At 57.8% G+C, this 16,943-nt stretch carries 16 protein-coding genes; 8 read left to right on the forward strand and 8 right to left on the reverse strand.

Annotated elements, in window-relative coordinates; translation table 11 throughout:
• Positions 1–20 precede the first annotated feature (20 nt).
• Positions 21–1,508 (reverse strand): aldehyde dehydrogenase family protein, encoded by a 1,488-nt coding sequence (locus tag ASC74_RS04940; RefSeq protein ID WP_056739687.1) that lies wholly within the window; start codon positions 1,506–1,508, stop codon positions 21–23.
• A 418-nt stretch (positions 1,509–1,926) separates the two neighbouring features.
• Between ASC74_RS04940 and ASC74_RS32450 the strand changes: the two genes are divergently transcribed.
• On the forward strand, positions 1,927–2,820 hold the full coding sequence (locus ASC74_RS32450; protein ID WP_056739748.1) for a methyl-accepting chemotaxis protein: 894 nt from the start codon (positions 1,927–1,929) through the stop codon (positions 2,818–2,820).
• A gap of 39 nt (positions 2,821–2,859) precedes the next feature.
• Here the strand turns inward: ASC74_RS32450 and ASC74_RS04950 are convergent, their stop codons facing one another.
• On the reverse strand, positions 2,860–4,188 hold the full coding sequence (locus ASC74_RS04950) for a hypothetical protein (RefSeq protein WP_056739689.1): 1,329 nt from the start codon (positions 4,186–4,188) through the stop codon (positions 2,860–2,862).
• A gap of 293 nt (positions 4,189–4,481) precedes the next feature.
• Here ASC74_RS04950 and ASC74_RS04955 point away from each other — a divergent pair, with 293 nt between their 5' ends.
• From ASC74_RS04955 to ASC74_RS04975, 5 genes are all read left to right on the forward strand, one after another.
• Complete coding sequence (locus tag ASC74_RS04955; protein ID WP_056739691.1) at positions 4,482–5,981, forward strand: APC family permease; 1,500 nt, start codon at positions 4,482–4,484, stop codon at positions 5,979–5,981.
• Positions 5,962–6,546, forward strand: coding sequence for a DUF3156 family protein (locus ASC74_RS04960; RefSeq protein ID WP_056739693.1), 585 nt, complete (start codon positions 5,962–5,964; stop codon positions 6,544–6,546). The genes ASC74_RS04955 and ASC74_RS04960 overlap by 20 nt, the downstream gene beginning before the upstream one ends.
• Before the next feature lie 114 nt (positions 6,547–6,660).
• Positions 6,661–7,623, forward strand: a complete 963-nt coding sequence (gene feaR, locus ASC74_RS04965; protein ID WP_056739695.1) for a transcriptional regulator FeaR — start codon at positions 6,661–6,663, stop codon at positions 7,621–7,623.
• Positions 7,624–7,726: 103 nt separating this feature from the next.
• Positions 7,727–8,950 carry a multidrug effflux MFS transporter gene (locus tag ASC74_RS04970; RefSeq protein ID WP_056739697.1) on the forward strand — a complete coding sequence of 408 codons (1,224 nt, stop codon included), beginning with the start codon at positions 7,727–7,729 and terminating at the stop codon, positions 8,948–8,950.
• 27 nt (positions 8,951–8,977) lie between these two features.
• Positions 8,978–9,583, forward strand: coding sequence for a TetR/AcrR family transcriptional regulator (locus ASC74_RS04975; protein ID WP_056739750.1), 606 nt, complete (start codon positions 8,978–8,980; stop codon positions 9,581–9,583).
• 28 nt (positions 9,584–9,611) lie between these two features.
• Here ASC74_RS04975 and ASC74_RS04980 read toward each other — a convergent pair whose 3' ends face one another.
• The 6 genes from ASC74_RS04980 to ASC74_RS05005 form a co-directional block, all read right to left on the reverse strand.
• A complete protein-coding gene (locus ASC74_RS04980; RefSeq protein ID WP_056739699.1) occupies positions 9,612–10,379 on the reverse strand; it encodes an SDR family oxidoreductase in 768 nt (255 codons plus the stop codon).
• The gene (locus ASC74_RS04985) at positions 10,372–11,172 is read right to left on the reverse strand and encodes an SDR family NAD(P)-dependent oxidoreductase (RefSeq protein WP_056739701.1); all 801 of its coding nucleotides are present in this window, start codon (positions 11,170–11,172) and stop codon (positions 10,372–10,374) included. Before ASC74_RS04985 ends, ASC74_RS04980 begins: the two co-directional genes overlap by 8 nt.
• On the reverse strand, positions 11,165–11,986 hold the full coding sequence (locus tag ASC74_RS04990) for a molybdenum cofactor biosynthesis F family protein (RefSeq protein ID WP_056739703.1): 822 nt from the start codon (positions 11,984–11,986) through the stop codon (positions 11,165–11,167). The genes ASC74_RS04985 and ASC74_RS04990 overlap by 8 nt, the downstream gene beginning before the upstream one ends.
• A gap of 85 nt (positions 11,987–12,071) precedes the next feature.
• Positions 12,072–12,731 carry a helix-turn-helix transcriptional regulator gene (locus tag ASC74_RS04995; protein WP_056739705.1) on the reverse strand — a complete coding sequence of 220 codons (660 nt, stop codon included), beginning with the start codon at positions 12,729–12,731 and terminating at the stop codon, positions 12,072–12,074.
• A 58-nt stretch (positions 12,732–12,789) separates the two neighbouring features.
• Positions 12,790–13,155: a cupin domain-containing protein gene (locus ASC74_RS05000; RefSeq protein ID WP_056739707.1), complete on the reverse strand. Its 366-nt coding sequence runs from the start codon at positions 13,153–13,155 to the stop codon at positions 12,790–12,792.
• Between the two features lie 32 nt (positions 13,156–13,187).
• Positions 13,188–14,486, reverse strand: a complete 1,299-nt coding sequence (locus ASC74_RS05005; protein WP_056739709.1) for an NAD(P)/FAD-dependent oxidoreductase — start codon at positions 14,484–14,486, stop codon at positions 13,188–13,190.
• Positions 14,487–14,590: 104 nt separating this feature from the next.
• Between ASC74_RS05005 and ASC74_RS05010 the strand changes: the two genes are divergently transcribed.
• Together ASC74_RS05010 and ASC74_RS05015 are read left to right on the forward strand one after the other, a co-directional pair.
• Positions 14,591–15,004: a hypothetical protein gene (locus ASC74_RS05010; RefSeq protein WP_056739711.1), complete on the forward strand. Its 414-nt coding sequence runs from the start codon at positions 14,591–14,593 to the stop codon at positions 15,002–15,004.
• A 324-nt stretch (positions 15,005–15,328) separates the two neighbouring features.
• Positions 15,329–16,759, forward strand: a complete 1,431-nt coding sequence (locus tag ASC74_RS05015) for an IS1182 family transposase (RefSeq protein WP_056739713.1) — start codon at positions 15,329–15,331, stop codon at positions 16,757–16,759.
• Positions 16,760–16,943 lie beyond the last annotated feature (184 nt).

Genomic DNA, 16,943 nt, shown 5'->3' on the forward strand with positions numbered 1-16,943 from the left:
ACGGGGGAGCGGTTAGGACTTCAGTAACGGATCATCACCGACTTCAGCTCGGTGTAATCGTCAATAAATGCCCCGCCAAATTCGCGGCCCACCCCCGAGGATTTGTTGCCGCCGAAGGGCACTGCCGGGTCGAGCATGGTGTGCATGTTCACCCACACAGTACCTGCCTCGATGGCGGGTACCATGCGCAGGGCCTTGCCAAGGTCATTGGTCCAGAGGCTCGCACTCAAGCCGTAAGGAGTGTTGTTCATCAGCTCCAGCAATTCTTCCTCAGTGTCGTAGGGGAAGAAGGTCGCGATCGGGCCGAATGTCTCCTCGTTTAGCAGCGTGTCGTTCACGCTGTTGGCCAGGATCACCGTCGGTTCGACGTAGCAGCCCGGGCGGTCGATCAGGTTGCCGCCGTAAATGATGGTGCTGTTTTCTGCGCGAGCCTTGGCGAAAAACTCGCCGAGTTTAAGTTGATGCTGGCGGTTGGTGACCGGGCCGAATTCGGTGCGCTCATCCAGTGGCGAACCGATGTTCAGGGTGCTCAAGCGTTGGGCAAGTTTGTCCATGACCGAATCGATCTGCGAGCGATGGACGAAGAAGCGCTCGGCGGCGGCGCAGATTTGCCCGGAATGCAGGAAGCCTGCCTCAATGATACCGTTGACGGCGTTGTCCATATCCACATCACGCAGGAAACCTGCGGAGTTTTTGCCGCCCAGTTCCAGGGTCGCGCGGGTCAGGCCGGCACCCATGGCACTGCGGCCGACGGCAATACCGGTTGGCACCGAGCCGGTGAACGAAACCTTGTCTGTGCCTGGATGTTCGATCAGCCCTTTGCCCACCGGACCGCCCCCCGTCAATACGTTCAGCGCACCGGCCGGAAGACCGGCTTCTATGGCCAGCTCGGCGATCCGCAGGATGGTCAGCGGGGTGAATTCGCTGGGTTTGATAATGATGCTGCAGCCGGTCACCAGTGCCGAGGCAAGTTTCCAGATGGCGATCATGGTCGAGAAGTTCCACGGCACGATGCCGACGACCACGCCGACGGGTTCGCGCAAGGTGAAGGCGGTATAGCGTTCGCCAGCGAAGGAGGGCAGTGACGGGGTGATGGTCTGGCCGCTGATTTTGGTTGCCCAGCCGGCGTAATACCGCAGGAAATGCGCGGCCTGATCGACTTCGAACACCCGGGAAATCTGGATGATCTTGCCTGATTGACAGGTTTCGATCTGCGCCAGTTCTTCGCGGTGCTTCTCCAGCAGGTCGGCCAGTTTCAGCAGCACGTTGCCGCGAGTTGCCGGTGCGACCTGCGACCAATACTTGAAGCCGCGATTGGCCGACTCCACCGCCGCATCGATATCCACTTGATCGGCGTCGGCGACCCGTGCGATGACCTGTGCGGTGGCGGGGTTGATCACTTCCAGCGTCTGACTGGAATGACTCTGAACGTAGCCACCGTCGATGAACAGTGCATGGTTTCGACTGAGGAAAGCTTCAACTTGAGGTAGCAGTAGAATATCGCTCATGGGGGTTTTCCTGGTCGCGAACAAGGGAAAGCCCGAGGTTAATCCATAGGTTTGAATATGAATTGACTGTGGCTGCCGGGCTCTATGTCTGTGGCTGCCAGAGCCGTTAGAAGCTTGCCCAGAGGAGCAATCAAGGCCAGATATTTGCTCTGCGCCAGGCGCTGAAGCTCCAGTGTCATTGCGCCGATGCACGGTGGCTCGGGCCTGGCGCAAAGTGTCGGTGCCTACCCCACCCCCGCAGGGGCAGGCAGAGGCAAAAGGCTCAGCAGTCTCGTGCAAGTAATCGGCATCGATTTGCTATCAGATTCTGAGTAACGACTCGATTGGCAAGGGACAGACTGATGTTCTTCAAGAAAAGTAAACCGATGCAGGAACTCGCTGAAACCTCAAGCGATTGCTGGCCGGTGAGGCGGATGAGATGCAGACGCTGGCCGCCTATCCGGACGCGAAGGCGTGTCTGCAACAGCTCGCGCAGCAGAGAGCGCAAGCCAGCCAACGGCTTATAGCGGTCGAGGAGTTAGTCCGGGACCAGACCGCTCAATTGGAACGCGACGGACAAGCGCTTGAGGCGTTGCGCCTGCAACTTGAGCAGAGCCAGCACCGCGAACATGCGTTCGAGGCCGAGTTGAGTCAGCACATTCTACTGTCACGCCAGCATCAGCAGGAGACGCGGATCTGGGAACTGTTGCAATCGACACTGACCGAAGGCTGCTGGGACATCACCGTGGTCAACGGCGACGTTCAGGACCCTGGTAGCCGGATGCGGATTTCCAATCAATTCCGCCTCCTCATGGGGTATGCGCCGCAGGAGCTGCGCGATGGCTGGGAGGCTCAAGTCAGCGTCACCCATCCTGACGACTTGCCGAAGATCATGGCGATCTTTGACCGGGAGATTCTCGCCATGCACGGCAGTGGTGAGTACGTGTTCGAGTACCGGATGCGCCACAAGACGCGAGACTACATCTGGTGTCGAGAGCGTGGCCGGGCGGTCCGCGATCAGCAGGGGCGTTTGACCCGGGTGATCGGCGCGGTACGTGATATCAGCGATGAGCAGTCGGCCAGGGCCAGCCATCACCAGTTGCTTGAGCAGAATCAGGTGACTTACAGCCAGATCGCGACGGTGGTCAGCGTCATCAAGGGCATCGCTGACCAGACCAACCTGCTGGCCTTGAATGCCGCCATTGAAGCGGCGAGGGCGGGAGAGGTCGGACGCGGGTTTTCAGTGGTGGCCGACGAAGTCCGCAAACTGGCGGAAAATACCCGTCAGGCGACGCATCAGATTCAGACGATGTTGCATCAGAACAAACAATAAATCTGTTCAGGAGCTGCGCCGGGCAGCTCCTGAATAGGGTCAGAAGGGTACAGCCACCGTTAGCTGGCTGTAGACGTTGGTGCCGTTGCCGCCCACCTGGTTTCCTCCGCTGGTTGCATCCTGTTTTGGCTGATAAATGCCGACCAGGGGACTGATGATCAGGTGGCTGTTGACCGCCCATTCCACATACAGATCCAGCTCCCTGGCATCGAGATTCAGCGCATCGTTTTTGCGCAGGGTATTGAAATCGAAGTACAACGCGCCGACCGTCAGGTTTTCCAATGGCGTCGCCTTCAGCCCGACGTGCTGGATACCCGTATTGCTATTGAAAGGACCGGCGTAATTGGACGCCACTTCGCCCTGGAACCAGGTGCCGTAACCGGTGCTCAGCCCCGTGAATAGCGGGTCCCATTTTTGCGAATAGCGCGTGTACCGGTAGGTCAGCTTGGGTGACCAGGTAACGTCAGCAAAGGTGTAGCCGGCTTCTGCATACCAGGCTTTTTCTGGGCCGGCGTCCTTGTCTTGCCAGGCGTATTCGAACGCGAAACTGGCGTTCTCCAGGCCCGCATTACCTTCGCCGCGCAGACTGTAAGTGTCCATGCCCTCGCGTTGTTTCTGGAAGTCACTGGCCCACTGATCCGTGACGTCCATGCCGTGGACCCACGTCAGGCCCAGCGTACCGGCTGCAGCCGTGTAGTCGAGGGTGCCCGCCGCCAGCTCGGTTTCAGCCTGGGCCCGGTTATCGGACTTGAGCCACAACACCGAGCCGTGAAGGCCATCCTGCCCGCCCAGACGCAATACGGCGGTGCGATCGAAGGCGTGCCGTGCGGCGAGGTAGTAGGCGCCACCGCGATTCAGCGCTCCGTCAGCCGGGCCCTTGCCCAAATTAGGACCGTCGTCGTTGATCAGGAAGCCTCTGCCGACCTTGACCACCTGGCGACCGGCGGAAAAATCGACGCCGTCCTTGCCAAGCGTCGGGAACAGGTCGGCGGAGCGCCATCCGAGGTACGCGTCCTCGATCTTTGTCGTGCGTTCAGAACCATCGGTATTGCCCGCCGCATCGCCGTCGCCCCAGGTGCCGGAACTGACCCAGTTGAGCGCGCCATACCCTGTGCCGAATCCGGCCAGGCCTTGATCGCCGCTCAGTCCATACTTGATGAAACCCTCGCGCCAGGTTGAGCCGCCCGGTGTTCCATCGTAGTTGTTACGGCTGTTGAACATCCCGTATACGGAAAGGAAGTCAGCATTCAGATGGGTATCGTCATCGGCATACAGCTCGTAGGCCTGGGCCGATGAGTCGGCGATCAAAAGCGCGATGCCCAGACCTACGGCCTTGGACAGCGATCGTGTTTTCAGCGTTTGCTCCATTGTTACGTTCCCCAGCATGGTTGGACAGCAAGGGCGCATTAGGGCAACCGTGAGGAGGGCAAGTCTTTCACCTGCGTGCCACAGAATTGACCCTGCCAGCCAAGGCGTGCACCTTGGCAGACAGCAACAAAAGAGACGGCAGACATGGGCAAGACGATCCGGCCGGGAGGGGCGCAAAGTGATGCTGTACACGATGCCGTTTCGATCAGGGACTGGCTGGGGAGGGCTTTATCGCCAGCTCCTTGAACGGCTCGATACATCCACCAAGAATTCCGCTTTCGAGGATCCGCACCATGTCGATCAATGACCGGCTCACAGAACATCTGAAAAGGGGTAGCGTCGGGTTTCCAACCGCGCTGGCCAGCACCATAGGCCTGATCATGGCCAGCCCGGTGATTCTCACCGCCACTATGGGGTTTGGTATCGGCGGCAGCGCTTTCGCGGTGGCCATGCTGATTGCGGTGGTGATGATGCTGGCCCAGGCCACGACCTTCGCTGAAGCCGCATCGATCCTGCCGACCACCGGTTCGGTCTACGACTACATCAATTGCGGCATGGGCCGTTTCTTCGCGATCACGGGCACCTTGTCGGCGTACCTGATCGTGCATGTGTTTGCCGGCACCGCCGAGACCATTCTTTCCGGGGTCATGGCGCTGGTGAACTTCGAGCACCTCAATACCCTGGCGGAGTCTGCCGGTGGTTCCTGGTTGCTTGGAGTCGGGTTCGTCGTGGTGTTCGGGATTCTCAATGCCTTCGGCGTCAGCGCCTTCGGCAGGGCAGAGATCATTTTGACCTTCGGCATGTGGACCACATTGATGGTGTTTGGCGTACTGGGTTTGATCGCGGCGCCGGCGGTGCAACTGGAAGGCTGGTTCGGCGTGTCACTGGTAGGCACTGACCTGATTACCATTCTGTCGCTGGTGGGCATGGCGATGTTCATGTTCGTCGGTTGCGAGTTCGTCACTCCGTTGGCACCGGACCTGCGCAACTCAGCCAAGGTCATGCCCAGGGCAATGATTCTGGGACTGTTGAGCGTGGCCACCTGCATGTTTATCTATGGCGCCGCGATGAAGCGGCAGGTCGAAAACGTGTTGCTGGATGCCGCCACTGGCGTGCATCTGCTCGATACCCCCATGGCTATTCCAAAGTTCGCAGAGCAAGTCATGGGGCATGTCGGCCCGATGTGGCTGGGGATCGGTTTTCTGTTTGCAGGCGCGGCGACCATCAATACGCTGATGGCGGGTGTACCGAGGATTCTTTACGGCATGGCGGTGGACGGCGCATTGCCCAAGGTCTTCACGTACTTGCACCCGCGTTTCAAGACGCCGCTGGTGTGCATTCTGGTGGCGATGCTGATTCCGTGTCTGTACGCCCTGTGGCTGGGCGGCAACACCGATAACATCATGCACTTGGTACTGGCCGCTGTATGTGCGTGGAGTTTTGCCTACCTGCTGGTGACGCTGTCGGTGGTCATCCTGCGGATTCGTCGTCCCGATCTGCCACGGGCCTATCGCTCACCCTTCTTCCCGTTGCCACAGATTTTCTCCAGTGTCGGCATCTTGCTGGGCATGTGGTTCATCACACCGCCGGGCATGAACCCTGCGGATATTTACGTGCCTTTCGGGGTGATGCTCGGGATAACCGCTTCATACGCTTTGTTCTGGACGTTGGTGGTACAGAAAGTCAATCCATTCAAGCCGGCTTCGGTAGAAGAAGTCCTGGCCAAGGAGTTTTCCAATGAGCCTGGCAACCCTCACAACGGTTATCTCGACCATGCGGCAAAAACTGTCTGAGCTGTTCAGCGCCCGACGTGCCCCGACCGGTTACAGGCCTGGGGTCACGCTTGAGTACCTGCGGCGTAACCTTGGTCGGGCGAATTTTACTTCAGCAGGCCCGGCCAAGGCCGTGCTTTTTCTGGAGGAAATCGACCTCAAGGTCGACATCGTCGAACGCACAGAATCGCAATTGCTGATGCACCTGGTCATGACTGAATTCACGATCAGGGTGCCTGCCTCGGAGGAGGGCAGTGCCCGCTTCGGTCTGCACCACAGCGGGTCAATTCGACGGACAGGGCTGCGCTGCAAGCAGCTCAGTGGAGAGCCTGTTGTGTTGGCCAGGCTTCAGGCCGCTTTGAAGGAAGATCAAGCATTGCATCAAGCGCTGATGCTGCTGGATTTCAAGCGCCTGTGCATCGACCTGGACGGGCATGAATGGCACGTCCGGATAGAGCATATGGGCGGTAGCGAGGTGGTCAACCGGATGCCATCCTTCAGGCGTTACATTGCCTTGAGCGGCCTGCAGCGAGACGTGCTGTTCAGTGTCCTGGCAAGCTTCCAGAGGGTGTTGGGCAGGCGCTGATTTTGATTTGGCATCATTAATGCCTCTACAGCAGGCCTCACGTACTTGTTGCGCCTATATAGATAACATGTTAACTATTGGCCAACAAAAACAAGAAGCCACTGTGGAGATGCCATGAGCACCTGTCAGTCTGCGCAATATGGATTGGAAACCTGGACTCGGGACCTGCGAGCGGCCTGCGGTCATTTCGACACTGAACTGGCCTACAACCGTTCGCTGTTCATCGGTGAGGTTTCTAAATTGTCCCAGGGCGGTCTGTCACTGGCGAACCTGCGTACCAATGCCGGTTTGATCAGGCGCGACCGGCCCAACGCCGATCACGATAATGACCAGCATTGCTTCCTGGTCAGCCAGCGTAGCGGTTATTGTCAGATTACCCAGAACGGCCAGGTCATTCAGTTGAGCCCGGGCGATATGTTGCTGATGGACTCGACCGGGTCAATCGAGATCAGCCCTTTTGGCCTCATCGAACATGCTTCCCTGTCGCTCTCGCGCAGTGAAGTGTGCAAGCACCTCGGAAGTGGATCGAAAACCTTCGGCAAGATCTCTTCGAGCAAGGCCTGTGGCCGGATGCTCCATGTGCTGATGGACCAACTGTGCAGGGAAGGGCTGGATGGCCAGGATTCCATCGGAGAAGGTGAAGCCCTGCAATCGGCTTTTGTTTCGTTGCTGGGTTCGGCCTTCGAAATAAATGACGCGCCGGGCGACAGCCGCGCGTCCTTGCAGGGCAGAAACCTGCGCAGCTATGTGCAGAAAGTCATCGACGAATCCCTGACCCAGCCGGGACTCAGTCCTGTGGGGCTGGCCAGTCGATTGAACATTTCGGTTCGTCATTTGTACCGGTTGTTTGAAGAGCAGGACGACAGTGTCTGCCGCTATATCCAGCGTGCCCGGCTCAAACGCAGTGCGGATGACTTGACGAATCCATTCCTGAAGAGCGAGTCGATCACCTCGATCGCTTACAAGTGGGGCTTCACTGATTCGGCCCACTTCAGCCGATCGTTCAAGAAGCAGTTCGAGCTGTCGCCCAAGGACTTTCGCTCTACTCATCTACAGCAAGCTGTCGGTGTAGTCTAGTTTGTTAACCTATTAATGAATTGACGTTGATCGGGGTGCTGGATAAGCTAGTCGGGCTTCCTATCGATGGGTAGGAAGCTTTCTTCAAGCGCCAGGACATGCAATGACTTTCTCTGCCAGCGGCACCCGATCCACCTTGCGGTTTGTCGCTTCACTCTCAGTGATCGGTGCCCTCGGGCCTTCAGCCGTCGACATGTACCTGGCCAGCCTGCCGGAAATTGCCCATGAGTACGCCCGTTCCTATGCCAGCGTTCAGCTGACGCTGACGGTGTTTCTGCTGGCAATGGGGGCGGGGCAACTGGTGTTTGGGCCGGTGGTCGATACGCTGGGCAGACGGCGACCACTGCTGGTGGGGTTGCTGGTGTTCATCCTCAGTTCTTCGATGGCGGCGCTCGCTCCCAGCCTGGAATGGTTGCTGGTTGCACGCTTCGTACAAGGCCTGGGCAGCGCCCTGACGCTGGTGGTCATTATGAGCATGGTTCGCGATGTCGCCGAAGGCGCGCGAGCTGCACAGATCTTTGCTTTGTTGATGACTATTGAAGGATTGGCTCCAGTGATTGCCCCCGCCCTCGGGGGCTTTTTGAGTGTGCATTTCGGTTGGCGAGCAATTATGGTGGTGCTGGCGGTACTGGGCGCAGCGGTATTGCTCAACTCGTTTGTGGCGCTAAGAGAAACCCTGCCCGCAGACAAGCGCGCGGCATGGCAGCCGCGCACGATCATGCGGACCTATGCGTACATCTCACGGGATCCGGACTTCCTGCGTCCAGCCCTGGCACTGGCGGCGGTGTTCTTCTTTCTCTTCGCCTACATCGGCGGCGCGGCGTTCGTCTATCAGACCCATTTCGGTTTATCGGCCACAACCTTTGGTTCGGTGTTTGGCGCCACGGGCATTGCGATCATGCTCGGCGCCATCACCGCAGGTCGCCTGGTCAGCCGCTTCGGCCTGGGCAGACTCGCGCTATTCGGCGCTGGTTGCATGCTCATGGGGACTGCGGTGACGCTGGTCTTTACCTTGACCGGGCCGCACTTGATCGGGGTAGTCGCGGGCATGGCGCTCAGCCTCTTCGGATTAGGTGTCTGCGAAACCACCCTCATGTCGCTGGCCATGGCCTCTCAGAACCGTGCACTGGGTTCTACCGCGGCCCTGCTCGGCGCCTTTCAGTTGGTCATTTCCTCTTCCGCCACGCCGTTGGCAGGGGCCGCGGTAGAGCGGGGCATTGTTGAATGGGCGTTGTTGCTGGTGCTTTCGGCCCTGCTGGTCTGGGGCCTGACATGGCTCACCACGCGACGCACTGTCGGGGTTTCGAGCAGTGTGGTCGGGCACTGAATTTTTTAAGTCATGGAAACCGACGCGATGAAACAGCTCACCCCTTCAGCCAGTAACATTTGCGCAGTGGCGGTCGAACATTTTGCCGATCATGGCTACGACGCCTCGTCCCTGAGTGAAATCGCAGCCAGGGCGGGTATGCGCAAGCCTTCGCTTTACGCGCATTTTGTCAGCAAGGATGAGCTGTTCCAGACGGTCTTCGAGATTGCGCTGGAACATGAGCATCAGTACATCGCAAGATGCTTTAAGGAGGAGACCGGGCACACGGGCGTACCCGGGCAATTGCACCTTGAGCGGTTGATCGGACGCTATGAAGTGTCGGCGCATCTGCGCTTTCTATTGCGCACGGCGTACTTTCCGCCGGCGGATATCCGGACCGTCATTACCACGGGATTTGAGGCTTACCTGGAACGGATTCGCCGGTGCTTTCAGAGCGCCGCACACGACCAATACGCGTCGTCGGTGCAACCCGAGCAGCTGGAAGTGTTTTGCGACGCCTACCTTGGCATCGTCGACAGCCTGCATGTGGAACTCATTTATGCGACACCGCAGGGCTACGTCAAACGGCTTGCAGCCTTGTCGCGAGTCTTCAGTGATTCCCTGTTGATGCTCGAAGGTGCAAGCCGAGGCTGAGTGTGGTTCGTTCGGTTGGGCTGCTTAATTACACTTCAGGCAAGGTCGACCCGCCATCAACCACGATGGTCTGTCCTGTGATGTAAGCCGCCAGATCAGACGCGAGAAAAAGCATGGCCCCGGCAATATCCTCTGCGGTGCCGAGTCGTCCCAGCGGCACTCGGCTTGCGATGTCACCATTGACTTGGCCGTCGCCAAGATTGTCCATGGCTGGCGTGGCAATCATCCCTGGCTCGACACCATTGACGCGGACACGGTCGCCGGCCAGCTCCAGCGCGGCATTGCGAATAAAACCGTTGACCCCGGCTTTCGATGCCGCGTAGTGGCTTAGACCCGGATAGGCGACCCGTGGACCGGTGACGGATGAAGTGACCAACACGCAGCCACTGCCCTGACGTTGAAACATCGGCAATGCAGCTTGGGTCAACCAAAACAGTGCCGAGAGATTGACTGCGAGCGTGCGATCGAGAATGGATGGGGTGATCTCCACGAACGGCGTCAACGGAAAATAGCCGGCGTTGTGTATCAGAATATCCAGCCGGCCCCAATCTCGCTCCATTCGCTTAACCAGTTCGAACACCGCTGTAGCATCGGCCAGATCAATGTCGATTGCCTCAACCTGACACGCTCGTGCAGTCAAGTCTTCGGCAAGCGCCTGGGCTTGCGTCAGGCGAAGGTCTGCGATCATCACCCGTGCTCCGCGCAACGCGAAAGCCTCGACGATTGCCCGACCAATACCTTGCGCTCCGCCGGTCACAAGCACTGTTTTTCCGCTGAAATCGAAGTCTTCAGGCATTAGCGGTCTCCATGTGAGCGTAGGCCAGAGTAGGCACATCAACGATGCTCGAACCGCCGTCGGCGACTATGGTCGCGCCTGTGATGATCGAGGCGTCGGGGCTGGCCAGAAAACGGCAAACCCTGGCGATTTCTTCGGCGCTGGCGGGACGTCGCAACGGTACGTCGGCGCAAACGCGGTCATAGGCTTGCTGGAGCGTGTCGCCATAGAAATTCATCAGCGGTTGCATCTCTTCGTCGGCCATCGGGGTGGTCACCCACCCGGGACATACCGTGTTCACGCGCACGCCGCGTGGCCCGTAGTCCCTCGCCAGTGAGCGGTTGAGCCCGAGCAAGGCGTGCTTGGCGGTGGTGTAACCGCAGACTTCGGGCCCGGCGGCCAGTGATGCTATGGAGCCGATCAGCACGATGTTGCCGGCGCGTTCGATCAACAGCGGCAGGCAGGCTCTGGCACTGTAGAACGCGCTGTTAAGATTGCTGCGTAACGAGGCTTCCCAGGTTTGCGTACTGGTCTGAGTGGCGCTGCCCATACCATGACCACCAGCGCAAGACAGCAGCACATCGAGCCGACCGTAGCGCTCACGAATCTGTGCAACAAAACCTTCCCAGGTATCTGGACAGGCTGCATCGCCGACCAGGATCAGTCCGCCGGTTTCCCGGGCGACTTGCTCCAGAGGCTCGTGGCGGCGACCGATCAACACCAGGTGAGCGCCTTCGGCGGCGTACAGCCGGGCGCAGGCGGCACCGATACCTGTTCCGGCACCGGTGATGACGACGGTGCGTGAATCAGGCATCGGGATACTCCGTGCGGTTGAGGACTTGGCAATAAGAGCTGACCGGGAAGTTCGACAGTTCATCGAAGGATGAGCCGGCATAGCCGAAGATCTTGCCGTCGCTGCGGTGTTGTTGCAGGTCGATCAAGACCAGGCCGAGGGTCGGAATGATCTTTTCGCGCCAGACGAACAAATACAGTTGGTCGGCAATCTTGTAGTAGTGGCAACGGTCGGTGTCGCACAGGCCTTGCTCGACCCCCTTGAGGCACTGCCAGGCATAGAACTGATCGTTGAGATAGATGTGCTCATACACTTCGCTGGGGCTATAGCGATACATATTGCGCAACCCGGTCAGTTCCTGAGTCGGCGCGTGCGGGCATTGGCCTGCCTGCCAGGGCCGATCAAGGCTTCCGTGCAGAAAATCCACTTCGACCGACGTCAGGGCTTTGCCGGCAAGGGCACGGCTGTAAAGCCCTTCCTCGGTTTGCTCGCGGGTCGGCATGCGACCGATCACAGCGGTGAACGACGCCGTGGTGGTGTCCAGAACCAGGCTGATCGACCAGGCCTGACCAGCTTCGTGCTTGATGAAATCGACTAGATACAGACCCGGTCGCACCGAGGTGGCCCGGTACGCGGCAGACCCGTTGGAGTGACCGTCGGCGGCATTCCAGTTCAGGATTTCAGATTCAAAACGATGCTCGATCTGCCAGCCGTTGGCGAAGTGCAGCGTGAAGGACTTGCCGGTGAGGTCGGCAAGGTTGGGCAGGATAAAGGCGTCGGGGGCGAAACCGTCGGCAAGGGCACCTACGGTGATCCAGTCGGATTGTGTGGTCATGGCATGGCTCCGGTTGATTGAATTGACAACCCGGATCATGCGGTTGGGAAAGTGGCTCGCCTATCAACCAGATGGTTGAAGCGGCTTAGAGAAACAGCGTGCCCACCAGCTCGGTACGACTGCTCACGCCGGTCTTGCGGAACAGGTTGATCAGGTGAGTCTTGATGGTGGGCAGGCCAACGTCCAGCTCCAGGGCGAGTTGCTTGTTGCTCGCACCCTGACGCAACAGCAATGCGATCTGGCGCTCTTTGGGCGTTAGTCCGATCAGCACATCTTCACAAGGTTGCATATTGGCAACGGCCATTTGCAGCAACGTTTGCAAGGCATTGAGCTGAGCCAGTTGATCAGCGGTGAAAGCGCCTTGATCAGCGGTGCGCAGCAATGAGATGGCAGCCAGAGGCTGGCCGGCGCGATGAGCGAGTATCTCCACCACATCGACGACACCATAGCGTTGCAGGAAGTCTCGATATCGGCGACTGTCACGCGTTGGCTGGCGGGCCATGGCAAGACCCAGCGGCACCACCGCCAGCCCGCTCGACAGGCAATTACGTGGTTGCAGCGGGTCGAATTGACGATAGTTGTCCAGATAATCGCGGTGCATTTCACCGCTCATGCAGTGCAGCCGAAAGTCGCGGGCTTGCAGTTGTCGGTCGACACAATAGAACGCCGCCTGGCTGGCGGGTACGAGTTGAGTGAAAGCTTGCAGGCAATGGCCTGCGACTTCCTGGGCAGGGATGGCGTTCATGGTCAGTAACCTTCGCCAGTAAAAAAGACTGCCGGCAGAAGCCGGCAGAGGGAGTCGATCAGACGACAGCGAAATAATGCTTCACAAAGCTTTCACTGACAACGTCCCAAAGCACTGGCGTGCCCTTCGTCACGAACCAGCTGTCACCGGCCTTGTAGCGAGTGCTTTGGCCGGTGGATTCGTCAGTCAGAACCACTTCACCGGTCACCACGGTGGCTTGCTCGGCGAAAGGATAGACCATGCGGAACTTGCCTTGGGTGGTGCCGAAATAGGCACTGCTGACCGGATCGGTCGGGGTGCCGAAGGTCATTTTGCCGAAGGCTTTGACTTCGCCTTCGAGGATCTCCGAGCCGAGGTCGGCAACAGTGCCCCAGGCATCGAGTTCGGACAGTTGGATGTCTTTCTTGAGGGTAGTAACGGGCATGGCGGTTCTCCTGTGATTGATAGAGTGGGGAGTCAACGGCGACCGTTGAAGTAGCCCGACAGCTGATGAAGGCTTTTGCCCGCCGTCAGCAGCAACGGCCGGATGTGATCTTTGCCCATGATCTGCGCATGTTTGACCGAACTGATCAGGTCATAACGAGACGACCCCTCGCTCATGCCCTCGGCCAGCACCTTGCAAGTGATGTGGCTGGGCGTGACGCCAAAACCGGCATAGCCCTGCACATAAAAAGCGTTGGGACGACCGCTGAGCGTGCCGATTTGCGGAAACAGATTGGCCCCGGTCGCCATTGGACCACCCCACGCCAAGTCGATTTTCACGTCCTTCAGGTACGGGAAAATTTTTAGCATCAGGTTGCGATTCCAGGCCTTCAGGTCCAGAGGGATGTGCTCGACGAAGGGCGTCGCGGCACCGAAGAGCAGGCGGTTTTCGTTGGTGACACGGTAGTAGTCGATCACCGGTCGAATATCGCTGTAGGCGCCGCGGATCGGACTGATGCGGTCGATCATCTCGTTCGATAACGGTTCGGTCATCAATTGGAAGGCGTAGGTGTTCAACGTGGTCTTATGTAGTTCTGGTTCCAGTTTGTTGAGGAAGCTGTCGCAGGCCCACAACAACTTGGAGGCTTTCACTGAGCCTCGGCCTGTGCGCACAGTGATGTGCTCGCCATAGCTGACTTCCAGCGCCGGGCTGTGTTCGTAGATGCGCACACCATGGCCGACCAGTGCCTTGGCTTCGCCCAGCAACAAATTCAGTGAGTGCACATGCCCACCGCCCATGTGTAATAACGCGCTGGTATAGGCGTCGGAACCAATGATCTGCTTGACCTCGGAGCCCGCCATAAAACGGATCTCGTCCTTGGAGTTGATCGACTTGAAGTCCTTCTCCCAGGCGCGCAGCGTTTTTTCCTGGCGAGCGTTGAAACCCATGTAGCCATAGCCGTTGCAGAAGTCAGCATCGATCGAGTACTTGGCGATTCGATCCTTGATGATTCCGGCACCCAGCTCGCTGATCTCAAAGATCTCGCGCAGTCCTTGCTCGCCCACGTGTTTCTTGATCTTTTCCAGGTCGTGGCCGATGCCCGCCATGATCTGGCCGCCGTTGCGGCCAGTGCCACCGAAACCCAGATAGCGTGCTTCCAGCACCACAATATTGGTGATGCCTTTTTCAGCGAGCTCCAGCGCGGTATTGATGCCGGAGAACCCGCCGCCGATCACCACGACATCCGCTTCTACATCCTGTTCAAGGGTCGGGAAGCTGAGATTGTATTTTTTGGTTGCCGAATAGTAGGTAGGCGTTTCGATATTGATCATGGCGCAGCCTGGAAAAGTGAGGGGAAACCCAACTGCAGGGCCTTCAAGAAGCTCTGTACCTGTGCGTTATATTAAGTGCCTTCCGACCGGTAGGTGTCTTGACTATGTGTGCCGCCGGTTTTGACCCTGGCTGCCACGACTACACATCAACGACCAGTGTGTTGGCGAGTCTCGTTTTTCTCCAAATACACAAAAACGCCGCTCATAGAGCGGCGTTGTTGTATATGCATGATTTGTCGGGCGGCATCGAGGAGAGGTCAGGATCTCTACATTCGTTCCAGCACTTTCTGCGAGCTACCTCTAACCCCATTCTCAGGGCAGTAGGTGCAGGCAAGGGAATATTGGAGAAGTTAGCCGCTGGTCGAAAAGCAAGACTCCATCTGGGTGTGGGCTGTGGCTTTTTACCAAATCCCAGAAACGACAAAGCCCTGAATAATCAGGGCTTTGTCGGTACAAATATGGCGGAGGCGATGGGATTCGAACTCATGGACCTGTTACAGTCGACGGTCGAAGATTAATCCTTATATTTCAACATCTTAAGGTGGATTATTTTCCGCAAGGCAGTATTCGTTAATGCTCTGGAAGCCTCTGAAATCAAGGGGTGGAAGTTTATTTGCGGAAACGAATATGGCCGGTTTTTTGGCTTTTGGGGGACTTATGATCGCCCTAAATTTCGTAGCTACGACCGAGAGACTGCGGTTGGTCGAAATCGGCCTCATCTGAAGTAGATTCTGGAGCCAGTCTAGGTCAGTCGTGACGGGCAGAAAMCGGCCCAGAGTGTGTAAAAACGCCTTCGCGAACCCTTGCTATGATTTCTGAGGATTTCATCGCAGGGATCGCCCATGAAGCGCTTTATCCAAGGTGAACATCGAGGCCAAGGCACCTTACTTCCCGAGAGCCTCGACGACTACGTCAGCGATACCAATCCGGTGCGTGTAGTCGACGTCTTCGTCGACGAACTCGACYTGGTCAATCTGGGTTTTGAAGGTGCCATTCCAGCCGATACTGGCCGGCCGGCTTACCACCCCGCGATCCTGCTGAAGATCTAMATCTACGGCTATCTCAACCGCATTCAGTCGAGCCGACGTTTGGAGCGAGAAGCTCAACGCAACGTCGAACTGATGTGGTTGACCGGGCGTTTAATGCCCGATTTCAAGACCATCGCCAACTTCCGAAAAGACAACAGCAAGGCCATCCGAGGCGTCTGTCGCCAGTTCGTTGTGCTGTGTCAGCAGTTGGGACTGTTTGGAGAAAATCTGGTCGCCATTGATGGCAGTAAATTCAAAGCAGTCAACAACCGCGACCGCAATTTCACCAGCGCCAAACTGAAGCGGCGCATGGAAGAAATTGAATCGAGTATCAACCGTTACCTGGCGGCACTCGATGCTGCCGATCGGCAAGAACCCACAGCTTCCGAGCCCAGTGCCGTGCGGCTGGAAGAGAAAATCGCCAAGCTCAAAACTCAAATGAAGGAGCTTCAAGCGATCGAAATCCAGCTCAATGAATCGCCGGATAAACAGGTCTCACTGACCGATCCAGACGCCCGTTCCATGATGACGCGCGGCACAGGAATCGTCGGCTACAACGTGCAGACAGCGGTCGATACTCAGCACCATTTGATCGTTGCACATGAGGTGACCAACGTCGGTTCCGACCGCGATCAACTCAGTTCAATGGCCAAGCAGGCCCGCGAGGCGATAGCGTCAGAAACGTTGTCGGTGGTGGCGGACCGAGGTTATTTCAAAAGCGAACAAATCCTGGCTTGTCACGATGCCGGCATCACCGCCTATGTGCCCAAACCGATGACCTCTGGAGCCAAGGCTGACGGGCGTTTCAATAACGATGCCTTCGTCTATAACGCGGCAAAAAACGAATACATTTGCCCGGCTGGAGAGGCGCTGATCTGGCRCTACTCCTACGTTGAAAAAGGCCTGAAGTTGCACCGTTACTGGAGTTCGAAATGCCAGGGCTGCGCGTTGAAATTGCAGTGCACACCGAGCACGGAACGACGAGTTCGACGCTGGGAGCATGAAGACGTATTGGAGGAGATGCAGCTTCGGCTGAGCAAAGCACCAGAGATGATGCGAGTCCGAAAACGGACTGTTGAGCATCCCTTCGGGACGCTCAAACAATGGATGGGTGCAACGCACTTCCTGACGCGAAAGCTGGCCGGGGTGAGCGCGGAGATGAGCTTGAATGTGCTCGCCTACAACTTGAAACGGGTCATGAAAATCATCGGTACCCATCACTTGATGAAGGCGCTAACGGCCTAAAAACCGGCCTGTTTTTACGTCTCCCGATGATCTGGCGCGTTGCTGGGGCGGTTTAGCTCGTCAGGAAGGGACATCGTGCCTTGATCAGGCTACAAAGCCGGACAGCCACTCAGCCTTGAAAATCGAAACGGGATCTAGCGTTTTTACACACTCTGGGCCAAAAGCAGCCAGTGGATGGAGCAAT

It is taken from the genome of Pseudomonas sp. Root329, from assembly GCF_001424925.1.
Lineage (GTDB): Bacteria > Pseudomonadota > Gammaproteobacteria > Pseudomonadales > Pseudomonadaceae > Aquipseudomonas > Aquipseudomonas arabinosi.